This window comes from Sediminihabitans luteus, assembly GCF_002797595.1.
Taxonomy (GTDB): Bacteria; Actinomycetota; Actinomycetes; order Actinomycetales; family Cellulomonadaceae; genus Paraoerskovia; species Paraoerskovia lutea.
Window position 1 is genome coordinate 148,540 of the sequence record NZ_PGFE01000001.1, and the last position, 12,485, is coordinate 161,024.

The following is a 12,485-nucleotide window of genomic DNA, read 5'->3' on the forward strand; positions in this document are numbered from 1 at the left end:
CGTCAGCGCCCGCCGTCGAGGCGCAGGTGGCGCACGTCGCCCGAGACGACGGCCACGAGGTCGTCGTCCCCGTGAGCCGATCCGTCCGGGCGCACCACGAGCTCGCCCGCCGCGCCGATCCCGACGGCCTCGCCCACGAGCACCGAGCCGTCGACGCGCTCGATCGCGACCTGCGCGCCGAGCGTCGCGCACACCTGCGCGACCTCGTCGGCCAGCCCGGCCGCGAGCGCGTCGCCGTCCGCGTCCCGCCAGCGCTCGGCCACCTGCGAGAAGGCCTCCTGCAGCGCGACGAGCAGCACCTCCCGGTCGAGCGTGGCCGCGCCGGCGAGCGCGAGCGAGGTCGCGGTGCCCACGGGCAGCTCGTCGAGGGACTGCGAGACGTTGACGCCGACGCCCAGCACGACCGTGCCGTCGGGCTGGACCTCGGTGAGGATCCCGCCCAGCTTGCGCAGCGTCCCCCACCCGTCGACGGGCTCCGCGCCGGGGATCTCGACGAGCACGTCGTTGGGCCACTTGAGCACGGCCTCGACGCCGGCGGTCGCGCGCACCGCTCGCACCGTCGCGAGCCCGGCGAGCAGCGGGAGCCAGGTGAGGGCCGCGGCGGGCACCTGCGGGCGCAGCAGGATCGAGGCCAGGAGCGCGGCCCGCGGCGCGGTCTGCCAGCTGCGGCCCGCGCGTCCCCGCCCGGCGCTCTGGTGCTCGGCGACCAGGAGCGAGGGCGTGGGCCACGCCTCGGGATCGGCGCGGCGCGCGGCGGCGAGCTCGACCATGGTCGAGGTCGACTCCTCGACCACCTCGACGCGCCGCAGGGGCAGCCCGGGGCCGACGAGCATCTGCTGCAGTACCTGGGCGCGCAGGGGCTCACGGGGCGTCGACATGCCCCCATGATGCCGTGCCGGGCGGCCCGAGACCAGGGTGCCCGCGCTGCGCCCGACCCCTCGTCGTTGTCGGGTTCCACCAACGGCGTGCGGCCCCACGCTGGTCACCCTGCTATCGATCTGGTCGTTCCCACCAACTACGCTCGGTCGGGTGAACACCGCCGCCACGCCGTCCCCGTCCGCCGCCGGCCGCTCGACGACCCGTCCCGTCGGGACCGCCGCCAAGCTCGACGACCTCGCCGCGCGCGTCGACGCCGCGACGCTCGTCCCCGAGGAGACCGCGCAGGCCAAGCAGCACGCGCGCGGCAAGAAGTCGGCCCGCGAGCGCATCGACGCCCTGCTCGACGAGGGCAGCTTCGTCGAGCTCGACGCGTTCGCGACGCACCGCTCGCAGAACTTCGGGCTCGACAAGAAGCGCGTCCCGGGCGACGGGGTCGTGGTGGGACACGGCACGATCGACGGCCGCCAGGTGTGCATCTACTCGCAGGACTTCACGGTGTTCGGCGGGAGCCTCGGCGAGGTGCACGGCCAGAAGATCGTCAAGGTCCAGGACCTGGCGCTGCGCACGGGCGTGCCGCTCATCGGCATCTCGGACGGCGGTGGCGCGCGCATCCAGGAGGGTGTCGCGGCCCTGACCCAGTTCGCGGAGATCTTCCGGCGCAACGTCGCCGCGTCGGGCGTGATCCCGCAGATCTCCCTGATCCTCGGCCCGAGCGCGGGCGGCGCCGTCTACTCCCCCGCCCTGACGGACTTCATCGTCATGGCCGACGGCACGTCGAACATGTTCATCACCGGACCGGACGTGATCCGTGCCGTGACGGGCGAGGACATCGGCTTCGAGGAGCTCGGCGGCGCGCTGACCCACAACCAGCGCTCGGGCGTCGCGCACTACATGGGCGCCGACGAGGACGACGCGCTCGACTACGTGCGCCACCTGCTCGGCTACCTGCCGCAGAACAACCTCTCGGACGCGCCCGCGTTCGTGCCCGAGGACACCGACCTGTCGATCACCGACGAGGACCTCGAGCTCGACGCGCTGGTGCCCGACTCCGACAACCAGCCCTACGACATGCGGACCGTGATCGAGCACGTGCTCGACGACGGCGCGTTACTCGAGGTCCAGCCGCTGTTCGCGAAGAACGTGATCGTCGGCTTCGGCCACGTCGAGGGCCAGTCGGTCGGGATCGTCGCGAACCAGCCCATGGCCATGGCGGGCACGCTCGACATCGACGCGTCGGAGAAGGCCGCCCGGTTCGTGCGCACGTGCGACGCGTTCAACATCCCGGTGCTCACGCTCGTGGACGTGCCCGGGTTCCTGCCGGGCGCCGACCAGGAGTGGGACGGGATCATCCGGCGCGGCGCGAAGCTCATCTACGCGTACGCCGAGGCCACGGTGCCGCTCGTCACGCTCATCACGCGCAAGGCCTACGGCGGCGCGTACATCGTCATGGGGTCCAAGCAGCTCGGGGCGGACGTCAACCTCGCCTGGCCCACGGCGCAGATCGCCGTGATGGGCTCGGGCGGCGCGGTCAACATCCTGCAGCGCTCCGCGCTCCGGAAGGTCGCGGACGACGGCGGCGACGTCGAGGCCGAGCGCGCGCGCCTGGTCGACGAGTACGAGGAGGCGATCGTCAACCCGTGGGACGCCGCGCAGCGCGGGTACGTCGACGCGGTGATCCGCCCGTCGGAGACGCGCGCGCAGATCACGCGCGCCCTGCGCGCGCTGCGCACCAAGCGTGCGAGCCTTCCTCCCAAGAAGCACGGCAACATCCCGCTGTGACGCGGACGGACCAGACCCGACCTACGAACGAGGTGCGCGCATGAGCCACGAGGACCACACGCACGGGCCCGCGCCCCTGGGGCAGGTCGAGCCCGACCCGCTGCACGCCGCGGTCGACCGCGTCGCGGCGCTGCTGCACGAGTACGTCGACACGGCCGTGGGCGTGCGCGCCGAGTTCGGCGCGGCCGAGGCCGACGAGGACCCGCGCATCCTCGCGCTCGAGTCCCGCGTGGGCACCCTCAACGCCGAGCTGTACGACGCGCTGCACGGCACGCTCGGCATGCACCCCGACCTGACGTCGACCGTCTGGTCGCCCGACGCGGACCTCGACGAGGCCGTGCCCGACGACGACGCGACCGACGCCGACGTGTTCTACCTGGGCTACGTCGTCGGCACGCCCACGGGCACGACCGACGGCACGCTCGACGGCGTGATGGGGATCATCGACGCCGCAGGCTCGGGGATCGTGCAGCAGCTCGTCGACCAGGGCTACCACGTCGGCGAGTGGGCGGTCTCGCGCGGCGAGGCCCCCGACTTCTTCGAGGACGACGAGGAGGACGACCTGTGACGCAGGAGATCCCCGACCGGCCCGCGCTGCGCGTGGTGCGCGGCGCGCCCGACGAGATCGAGGTCGCCGCGCTCGTCGCGGGGCTGAGCGCGGTCGTGGGCGATCACGAGCCCGACGACGTCGCCCCCGTCGAGGAGTGGACCAACCGCGTCCGCGTGCTGCGCGGCACGGGCGGCGGCGCGACCGCGAAGAGCTTCGGGGGTCGCGTCGGGCGCCACAACGCCGACGCGTGGCGCTGGAGCCTGCGCTCGTGAGCACCGCGGGCCCCGTGCTGCACCAGGTGGTGCTGCTCGAGCTCCCCGCGAGCGCGGCGGCGGTCGACCGGGACGTCGAGACGCTCCCGCCCCCGGCCCGCGTCGCCTGGTGGCGCGAGCACGGCTGGGCGGTGCCCGCCGGCCTCACGGTGCTCGGGCTCGTCTACCAGTGGCTCGCCGGCCACCAGGGGTGGACCGTGCCGGGCTGGGTCCCGGCGGTGACCACGGTGCTGGTCGGCCTGACGGCGCTCGCGTCGCTCGTGACGTACGCGACCCAGCTCCGGGGCCGCCGGGCGGCCCGCGGCCGGGCCGCGCTGCTCGCCGATCCCGTGCGGGCGACCGGGACGCTCCACCTCGCCACCGAGCCCGAGGTCACGCGGACCGGCGTCGTGCTGACCGGGACCTGCACGTACACGCGCACGCCCGCGCCCGACGACGACGAGGACGCGCCCCTGGTCCGGACCGTGCGGTTCACGCACACCGTGCGCGACGCCGACGGCGGAGCCGTGGTCGACCTGCTGCCGCGGCGCCGCGTCGTCGAGCCCGTCGCCGTCTGGTACGCGGCGCGCCCCGACGCGGAGGACGTGGTGCTCGTGCGCTACGCGCGCCGCTGGGCCGACGACGTGATCGCGTCCCTCGTGGCGAGCGCGCCTGACCCGCACGACGAACCCGACCCGCACGACGTCCCCGACCCGGGCGGGCAGGACCCGTCAGGCACGCAGGACCCGCCCGGCACGCAGTCCTGACGAGGACGCTCGAGCCTGACCCGGGCGCACGAGCCTGACGCGTGCAGCGCCGTCCGGTACCACCGTCGGGCGACCGTCGAGCACCGTTCACCACGGGTTCACCACCCGGACGCGGGATCCTCCTACCGTCGAACCATGAGCACGCGCGCCCGCCCACGCATCTCGGTCGTGGTCGTCGCCGAACCCGACGACACGCCCGACCCGGGCCTGGCCCGGACCCTCGCCTCGTTGTGCGTCCAGGTCGTCGACCGGGGCGAGCTCGAGGTCGTCGTCGTCGTCGTCGACGCTCCCGCTTCCGCCTCCGCTCCCGCGAGCACCGCCGCGGTGACCGCCGCGGCGTTCGCGACGGATCTCCCTCGCCTGCAGGTGCTCTCCGACGTCGCCGGCACGGGGCCCGCGAGCGCCCGGAACCTGGGACTCGCGGCGGCGTCCGGCCGCTTCGTGACCTTCGTCGACGCGGGGGACGTCCTCGCCCCGCAGCGCCTCGCGCACCTCGCGGGCGCCCTCGAGACGCTCCGCTGCGACGCCGTGCACGCGGGCGACTCACGGCTCGCGGGGCCGTCGGCGCACGACCGCTCGCCCGTGACCCCTCGCGGGGTCGTGCTCGACCCGCGGGCCGAGCTCGCGCGCGGCGTCGTCCACGACGTCCGGGGCGGCGTGTTCGACCGTGCGCTCGGGCACGACGGGCTGCTCGACCTGAGCGAGGGTCTGGGCACCGCCGCCGACCTCCCGTGGACGTGGCGGCTCCAGCTGCGCAGCCACGGTGTCGCCGTCGTGGACGCGCCGGGCCTCGCGCAGCGCCGACCTTCCCGCCCGCCCGCACCGTCAACGGTCGTCGCGTCGCTGCACCGCACGGTGCAGGTCGTCCTCGCGGACCGCTCGCCGCAACCGTTCCTGCCCCACCTGTCCGCGGTCGTGCGCGCACGCTGCGACGCGCTGCTCGCCGCGCCGGCGCCCGACCGGGCCGACCGGCGCACGCTGCGGCGGGCCGTGCGCACGACCATCGCGACCCTCCCGACCACGGCGGCGTCGGTGCAGACCGCCGGACGCTCGCCCCGGCGCGTCACGACCGAGACGCTCGCGACGTCGTCGTGGGCTCCCGCGTGACCGCCGCGTGAGCGGCGCGCGACCCGCGCACGCGCACGTCGAGTCGCCGCTGCAGCTCCTGTGCGCCGTCGAGGCACACGCCGCGGGACTCACGGGTACCGCGACCGTGGTGCACGCCCGGCGCGACGTGCCCGCGCTGCGGGCGGCCCGCGCGGAGCTCGCCGCGCTCGGGCTCCCGGCAGGGCTCGACCTCGACGGTCCGCCCGGCCCGGTCCGCCTCCCCCGCGCCGGGACGTGGGTCGTGGGCGACGCGTTCTCGGGGTCGTTCCAGTCACGGCTCGCCGCGGGCGGCGGGCCGGCGCGCCTCGTGCTCGTCGACGACGGCCTCGCGACCCTCGCGCTCGCGGACGTGCTGCTCGCCGCCGACCGGCCCGTCCAGCGCGTCGGGTCGTCGCACCACCGGCTCCGCCGGGCGCTCGGGCTGCGGACCGCGCGCCGTCTGCGGGCGCTGGCTGCGGACGGCCGGCTGACCTTGTTCACGGCCATGCCTCTCGGTGAGGATGCGGCGCGTCTCGCGGACTCGGGGATCACGGTCGTGCGGGACGATCTCGGCTGGTTGCGCTCGCGCCCGGCCGCGGCACCCGTGCCCGAGGCCACGGTCGTGCTCGGCTCGGGCCTGGTCGCCGACGGCCTCGTCGACCCGGACGCCTACGTCGCGTGGGTCGGGCGCGTGGTGGCCGAGGGGCCCGTGCGCTACCTGCCGCACCGGCGGCACGACCGCGCGGTGACGCGTCGGGTCGCGGCCCTCGGCGCGACGGTCGAGGCGCCCGGCGCCCCCGCCGAGATCCGCCTGCGCTCGCTCGGCGAAGGCCAGCGCGTGCTCATGCTGCCGTCGACCGCTCTCGTCCTGCTCGGCTCGACGCTCGCGGGCTCGGGCGCGGACGTGGTCGGCGTCCCCGTCCCCGCCGGCTGGTGGACGCGCGACGCCTCCCCGGCCCTGCGCGCCCACCTGTCGAGCGTGCTGGACCTCGCGGCCCGCCCCGGGACCGGTCGGGCCGGGGGCGCGCGATGACCCTCTCCGTCCTCGCGGTCGCGGACTCCGACTCGTACCTCAAGTGGGCCTGCGCGACGCTCGACGCGCTGCGCACCGCGCCCGAGACCGCAGGCGCGCACCTCACGGTCATGCTGCTGCGGACCCCGATCCAGCCGACCGTGGCGCAGGTCGCCGCGGCGACCGCGGCCACAGGGGTTGCGACCCCTGCGACCGTCGGCCTGCGCGGCCTGCGCCGGGCCCTGAACCGCACCCGGCCGGACGCCGTCCTCGTCGCGGCGACGGGCCCCGTGGCCGAGGTCGTCGCCCGGGTCGTGCGGGCGGCCCACCCGGGCGCGCTCCTCGTGAGCGGGCTACCTGGGATGGCGCTGCCCGCCCGGCCCGACGGCGTCGGGTACCGACGGTGGACGGACCTGCTCGTGGTCCACAGCCACGCCGAGCGTGACGCGTACGCGGCCGCGTTCGCGGCCCAGGGCCGGGCACCGGAGGTCGTGGTCTCGCGCCTACCGTTCCTCGCACCACGCCCGACGACGTCCCCGGAGGTGACCCCGGGGGCGGTCCCGGAGCCCGCGCCCGGGCCGGGCGTGCGGCACGTCGTCTTCGCCCCGCAGGCCAAGGTCCCGGCCACCCGCGCGCAGCGGGTCCGCGTGCTCGACGCGCTCGCGCGGCTCGCCCGCCCGGACCGCGACGTCGTCGTCAAGCTGCGGGCCCGTGGCGGCGAGCGGCAGACCCACGCCGAGCAGCACCCCTACGACGCGCTCTGGTCGGCGGAGCACGCGCGGCTGGGGCACCCGCGCGACGCGCTGCGCTTCGAGGACGGCCCCATGGCACGCTGGCTCGCGCCCGGGTCCGCTCTCGTGACGATCAGCTCGACCGCCGCGCTCGAAGCCATGGCGGTGGGGCTGCCGACCGCGGTCGTGGCCGACTTCGGCGTGGACGACGCGATGCTCAACGCCGTGTTCCGCGACAGCGGCTGCGTGGTCCGGCTGGACGACCTCGCCGCGGCGCTGTCGCGCGGCGGCCCGGTCGCCGACCCGGCGTGGCTGCGCGCGAACTACCTGCACCCCGAGCGCGACGAGCTGCCCGGGGCTCTGCACGCGCGCACGCACGCGCCCCGCCCGACGCCCGCGCGCTTCGAGCCGTGGTCCCGCGCGCGGCACGTACGGACCGTGCTCCGGTTCGCCGTGCCGCCCGCGGCCCTGCGCCCCGCGGCCGCCGCCAGGCTGGCCGTCGGACGCCGGAGCGCGGGGGTTCGCCGAGCCGCGCGGTGACGTTCACCCCCCGTTCGCCCGGTGCACCCCGCCCGGACGATCGCCGTGGCTACCGTCGCGTCGATGACGCTCGCCGACGCCTCCGCGGGGCACGACCCCGCCGCCACCTCCGCCGCCCGCGAGCGGCGCGCCGATCCGCGCCTTCGCGGGGTGAGCGTGATCGCGGTGGTCCGGGACGAGGGACCGCACCTGCGGGCCGCGGTCCGCTCGGCGCTCGACCAGGACTACGCGGGCGGCCTCGAGGTCGTCGTGAGCGTGGGCCCCTCGCACGACGACACCCGGGAGATCGCCGACGAGCTCGCACGCGAGGACTCCCGCGTCGTCGTCCTCGACAATCCGACCGGGGCCCGGTCGACCGGGCTGAACGCCGCGATCCGCGCGGGACGCACCGACCACGACGTCGTCGTGCGCATCGACGGCCACTCCGTGCTGCCGCGCGACTACGTGCGCCGCGTCGTCGACCGGCTCGAGTCCACCGGGGCCGTCAACGTCGGCGGCATGATGGTCCCCGTCGGGACGACGTCGGCGCAGCGCGCCGTGGCGTGCGCCATGAGCCACCCCGCCGGCATCGGCTCGGCCGCGTTCCACACGGGCGGACCCGCCGGCCCCGTCGACACGGTCTACCTCGGCGGGTTCCGGCGCGACGCGCTGCTCGCCGCCGAGGGCTACGACGAGTCGCTCGTGCGCGCCGAGGACTGGGAGCTCAACGCCCGGCTGCGCGCCCGCGGCGGGACGGTGTGGTTCGACCCCGGGCTGCACGTCGTCTACTACCCGCGCGCGACGCTGCGATCCCTCGCGCGCCAGTTCTGGCGCACCGGGATGTGGCGTCGCGAGGTCCTGCGGCGTGACCCTCGCAGCGTGCGGCTGCGGTACCTGGCACCACCCGTGCTCGTCGCGGTGCTCGCGCTGTGCGTGCCCGTCGTCGTGCTCGGCCCGCTCCTGGTCGGTCCCTGGGCTGGCCTCGGCCTCGTCCCGCCCGCGGCGTACCTCGCCGCGGTCACGGCCGCGTCCGTGCACGCGGGCGCGCGTCAGCCCGCGCCCGTGCGCCTGCTCCTGCCCGCCGTGCTCGTGACCATGCACCTCGCGTGGGGTGCCGGGTTCTGGCGGGGCATCGACGACGCCGCGACCCGCGAGCACCGGACCTGACCTGACCTGAGATTCGCGTCGCTGCGACGCACCCGCCACGGCTCGCGACGCCCGGCATCGCGCCGTCGTCGGCACGTCGTGGCGGCATCCCCACGGCCGCCGCGCACCGCGTCGGTCGCCGCCCGCACCCGGAGGAAACCGTGCCACCCACCGCCACCCTCGTCCTCGCCTACGACTCGCAGCTCAAGTGGGCGCTCGGCATCGGCGACGAGCTCGCCCGGCGGGGGTTCGCCTGCCGGTACGTCGTCCCGACCGACGTGCGCCACGCCGTCTCGGACGGCCAGGCCACCGACCACGGCGCGGGCGCTCTCGAGCGGATCACGTGGGCCGAGACGCACGTCGCCGCGGACGGGTCCGACGTCGTCGTCCTCGCGGTGCAAGGACCGCTCGCGTCGCGGTTCCTCGCCGAGCGCGCCGACCGGCCGAGTGTCGACGGCAGGGTCCCGGTCACGATCACGGGCTGGGTGGGCGTCATCATCGAGAAGCACGTCGCCGGGTACCTCGAACGGTTCGGCGCCGACGTGGTCGCGGTGAACACGCGCCACGACCTCGACCAGTTCCGCGAGGTCGCGCGCCGGCTCGAGCTGCCGACGCACAACCTCCTGCTGAGCGGGCTGCCGCTGCTGCCCGCGGCGCCCGAGCCGCCGCGCGGCGGGCCCGTGCGCACGGTCGTCTTCGCCGACCAGCCCACCGTGCCCCGGCGACGCGACGACCGCGCCTACGTGTACGCACGGCTCGTCGAGCACGCGCGCCGCCACCCCGAGCGCGAGGTGCTCCTCAAGCCACGCCACCGACCCGACGAGGACACGTTCCACGTCATGCGGCACCACCCCGCGGCGATCGTCGCCGACTGGGACCTGCCGGCGAACTTCCGCATCGACTACACGCCCGTCACCGAGCTGCTGCCGCGGACCGACCTCCTGCTCACGGTCTCGTCGACCGCGGCCATGGAGGGCGTCGCCGCGGGCGTGCGCACCGCGTTCGTGGGCGACCTCGGCGTGCACGAGCAGCACGGCAACCACATCTTCGTCCCGTCCGGGCTCATCCGGACGTTCGACCAGGTCGACCGTGACGACCTCGGCTCCCCGGCACCCGACTGGCTCGCCGACTACTTCCTCGGCGACGACCGCCGGCCGGTCGAACGGATCGTCGACCGGGCGCTCGAGGTGCTCGCGCTCGACCCCGCACAGCGCGCCTCGACCGCGGCCCGCACGACCGCGTACTTCCGTGGCCGGGTCGAGGTCGCGGAGTACCGGGACAAGCAGGCGCAGCAGGCCGGGCACTCGACGCGCCCGCGCGCGCCCCGGCCGAGGGCCGTGCGGACCGTGCGGTGGCGCCCCGGCCTGCGCGGCCGTGCGCTGCTCGTCGCGACCGCGCTCCTGCCGCACCGGACCGTCGGCTGGCTGCGCACGCACCTGTGAAATGCATGACGACGCCCGGCACGGTGGTCCGTGCCGGGCGTCGTCGTGCGTGCGGGTGCCGCGCGGACGCTCCCGCGTGGCCGGTCAGGCCTCGACGCGGCGCAGGCGAGCCATCGGTGCGAGCTCGCCCGGCATGACGCGCTTGACGCCGTCACCCATGGCCTGCTCGAGGATCCGGATGTCACGCACGAGGTGCTGCAGGCCGGTCGGCTCGAGGGACGACGCGTGGTCCGAGCCCCACATCGTGCGGTCGAGCGTGATGTGCCGCTCGACGGCGACCGCCCCGAGCGCGACGGCCGCGAGCGAGATCTGCAGCCCGCGCTCGTGCCCCGAGTACCCGACCGGGACGCCGTAGCGCTCCTGGAGCGTCGTGATCGTGCGGAGGTTGACCTCCTCGGGGGGCAGCGGGTAGGTCGACGTCGCGTGCAGGATCACGAGACCGTCGGTGCCGAGGATCTCGACGGCCGCGTCGATCTGCTCGAGCGTCGACATCCCCGTGGACAGGATCATCGGCTTGCCCGTCTCGGCGAGCGCCCGCAGGAGCTCGTGGTCGGTCACCGACGCCGACGCGATCTTGTGGGTGGGCACGCCCTGCTCCTCGAGGAACGCGACCGAGGGGACGTCCCACGGCGAGGCGAACCACTGGATCCCGCGGTCGGCGGCGTGCGCGGCGACCTTCTCGTACTCGCCCTGCTCGAACTCGACCCGGTACTTGTACTCGAGGTAGGTCATCTCGCCCCAGGGCGTCTGGCGGATCTTGTCCCGCTGGTCCTTGGGGGTACTGATCTCGGGCGTGCGCTTCTGGAACTTGACGGCCTGGCAGCCGGCCTCGGCGGCGACGTCGATGAGCTTCTTGGCGATCTCGACGTCGCCGTTGTGGTTGATGCCGATCTCGCCGATCACGTAGACGGGCTGGTCGGGGCCGACGAGGTTCTCGCCGATCGCGACGGGCTGGGCGGCGCGCGGGCTCGTGCTCATGGTGGTGGTCCTTCCGGGGTTCTGCTCGTGGGAGTCGTGCCGGGTGGTGACGTTCTGGTCGGTGGGCGCGGCCCTGCGCGCGGCCGCGACGAGGTCGCAGATCTCGCGCACGGCCCCGGTGCCGCCGGCGTGGTCGAGGACGACGCGCGCGGCGGCGCGGACCTCGGGGCGGGCGTCGGCGACCGCGACCGGCCACCCGACGACGTGCAGGGGGCCGAGGTCGTTGACGTCGTTGCCGACGTAGGCGACCCGGTCGGGGTCGAGCCGGTGAGCGGCGATCCAGTCGCGCAGCGCCGCGGCCTTGTCGTCGACCCCGTGCAGCACGTCGACGCCGAGCTTGGCCGCGCGGGCCGCGACCACGGGGTTGTGCTCGGTCGACAGGATCAGCACGGGCACGCCGGCGCGGCGCAGGGCGGCGACGCCGAGCCCGTCGCCGCGGTGCACGCGCACGCTCTCGGTGCCGTCCTGCGCGACGTAGGCGTGGTCGTCGGTGTGCACGCCGTCGAAGTCGGTCACGAGCGCGTCGACGTCGATCCGCTGCGCGGTCGCGCTCGCACGGCCCGACGGGACGGTCTCGGCGATCCGCCGGGCCTCGTCGAGGTCCTCGGGGTCGTCGATCTCGAGCGCGGTCGCCGGGTCGACGGGCTGCAGCCCGATGCTGCCGAAGAACCGGCGCCCGTTCTCGAGCAGCCCGGCGGTGCGCATGGCGTAGAACGCGCCGGTCTCGCGGTAGTGCGGGGCGCGGTCCTGACGGCGCTGGCGCTCGAGCGTCGAGTGCCCGACGGCGCGCACCTCGCCCTCGTCGTCGCGCCACTGGAAGTCGTGGGTGGGAGAGACCGCGAGGACGACGTCGTGCTCGCCCTCGGCGACGCGGCGGACCGCGGCGTCGAGGTCGGCCGGGTCGACGAAGGGCGACGTGCACTGCACGAGGACCGTCACCGGCGGCAGCGGGTCCCCGCCCGCGGCGAGGTGGTCGAGCACGTGCACGAGCGCGGACTCCGAGCTCGCGGTGCTCCCGGCGATCTCGTCCGGGCGCACGACGACCCGCGCGCCGTGCCGTCGGGCCTCGGCCGCGATGCCGTCGTGGTCGGTCGAGACGACGACCGCCCCGACCGAGGGCGCCGCGAGCGCCGTGCGCACCGCGCGGCCGACGAGGCTCGTGCCGCCGACGCGCGCGAGGTTCTTGAGCGGCACGCCCTGCGAGCCGCCGCGCGCGGGGATCACGACGACCGCGGGCCCGGGGGGCGAGGTGAACGATGGGGCTGACATGCCGCGAACGTAACGACGCCAGGTGGACGGGCGGTGACGCCGGGGTGCTGCGTCGCCGAACAGTCGCGCTGCGAGT

General features: G+C 75.6%; 11 protein-coding genes and 1 pseudogene. 9 read left to right on the forward strand and 3 right to left on the reverse strand.

All coding sequences use genetic code 11. The features are described from left to right. Positions 1-2: 2 nt before the first annotated feature. The gene (locus tag CLV28_RS00735; RefSeq protein WP_100421411.1) at positions 3-878 is read right to left on the reverse strand and encodes a biotin--[acetyl-CoA-carboxylase] ligase; all 876 of its coding nucleotides are present in this window, start codon (positions 876-878) and stop codon (positions 3-5) included. Between the two features lie 151 nt (positions 879-1,029). Here CLV28_RS00735 and CLV28_RS00740 point away from each other — a divergent pair, with 151 nt between their 5' ends. The 9 genes from CLV28_RS00740 (at position 1,030) to CLV28_RS00780 (ending at position 10,162) form a co-directional block, all read left to right on the forward strand. Then, the gene (locus CLV28_RS00740; protein WP_100421412.1) at positions 1,030-2,658 is read left to right on the forward strand and encodes an acyl-CoA carboxylase subunit beta; all 1,629 of its coding nucleotides are present in this window, start codon (positions 1,030-1,032) and stop codon (positions 2,656-2,658) included. Positions 2,659-2,698: 40 nt separating this feature from the next. Beyond that, entirely contained in the window at positions 2,699-3,226 is a 528-nt protein-coding gene (locus tag CLV28_RS00745) for a hypothetical protein (RefSeq protein WP_100421413.1), read from the forward strand. Further along, positions 3,223-3,480: an acyl-CoA carboxylase subunit epsilon gene (locus CLV28_RS00750; protein WP_100421414.1), complete on the forward strand. Its 258-nt coding sequence runs from the start codon at positions 3,223-3,225 to the stop codon at positions 3,478-3,480. The genes CLV28_RS00745 and CLV28_RS00750 overlap by 4 nt, the downstream gene beginning before the upstream one ends. Further along, a complete protein-coding gene (locus tag CLV28_RS00755; protein ID WP_157802440.1) occupies positions 3,477-4,226 on the forward strand; it encodes a hypothetical protein in 750 nt (249 codons plus the stop codon). The genes CLV28_RS00750 and CLV28_RS00755 overlap by 4 nt, the downstream gene beginning before the upstream one ends. 135 nt (positions 4,227-4,361) lie before the next feature. Beyond that, positions 4,362-5,333: a glycosyltransferase family 2 protein gene (locus CLV28_RS00760; RefSeq protein WP_100421416.1), complete on the forward strand. Its 972-nt coding sequence runs from the start codon at positions 4,362-4,364 to the stop codon at positions 5,331-5,333. Between the two features lie 7 nt (positions 5,334-5,340). After that, positions 5,341-6,345, forward strand: coding sequence for a hypothetical protein (locus CLV28_RS00765; RefSeq protein WP_100421417.1), 1,005 nt, complete (start codon positions 5,341-5,343; stop codon positions 6,343-6,345). After that, on the forward strand, positions 6,342-7,595 hold the full coding sequence (locus tag CLV28_RS00770; protein WP_100421418.1) for a DUF6716 putative glycosyltransferase: 1,254 nt from the start codon (positions 6,342-6,344) through the stop codon (positions 7,593-7,595). The genes CLV28_RS00765 and CLV28_RS00770 overlap by 4 nt, the downstream gene beginning before the upstream one ends. Positions 7,596-7,640: 45 nt before the next feature. Further along, complete coding sequence (locus CLV28_RS00775; protein WP_239073271.1) at positions 7,641-8,741, forward strand: glycosyltransferase family 2 protein; 1,101 nt, start codon at positions 7,641-7,643, stop codon at positions 8,739-8,741. 140 nt (positions 8,742-8,881) lie between these two features. Then, positions 8,882-10,162: a DUF6716 putative glycosyltransferase gene (locus CLV28_RS00780; protein ID WP_100421419.1), complete on the forward strand. Its 1,281-nt coding sequence runs from the start codon at positions 8,882-8,884 to the stop codon at positions 10,160-10,162. An 84-nt stretch (positions 10,163-10,246) separates the two neighbouring features. On the opposite strand, the gene CLV28_RS15720 is transcribed toward CLV28_RS00780, so the two are convergent. Then, positions 10,247-11,140, reverse strand: coding sequence for an N-acetylneuraminate synthase family protein (locus tag CLV28_RS15720; protein WP_203968204.1), 894 nt, complete (start codon positions 11,138-11,140; stop codon positions 10,247-10,249). 132 nt (positions 11,141-11,272) lie between these two features. After that, positions 11,273-12,409: pseudogene (locus tag CLV28_RS15725) on the reverse strand (cytidylyltransferase domain-containing protein); the annotation flags it as partial. Positions 12,410-12,485: the final 76 nt, after the last annotated feature.

What these genes read in the sequence shown, in the direction of transcription:
- CLV28_RS00735 (WP_100421411.1), bottom strand. Translation starts at nt 878, where the DNA reads ATGTCGACGCCCCGTGAGCCCCTGCGCGCCCAGGTACTGCAGCAGATG.
- CLV28_RS15720 (WP_203968204.1), bottom strand. Translation starts at nt 11,140, where the DNA reads ATGAGCACGAGCCCGCGCGCCGCCCAGCCCGTCGCGATCGGCGAGAAC.
- CLV28_RS00770 (WP_100421418.1), top strand. Translation starts at nt 6,342, where the DNA reads ATGACCCTCTCCGTCCTCGCGGTCGCGGACTCCGACTCGTACCTCAAG.
- CLV28_RS00745 (WP_100421413.1), top strand. Translation starts at nt 2,699, where the DNA reads ATGAGCCACGAGGACCACACGCACGGGCCCGCGCCCCTGGGGCAGGTC.
- CLV28_RS00760 (WP_100421416.1), top strand. Translation starts at nt 4,362, where the DNA reads ATGAGCACGCGCGCCCGCCCACGCATCTCGGTCGTGGTCGTCGCCGAA.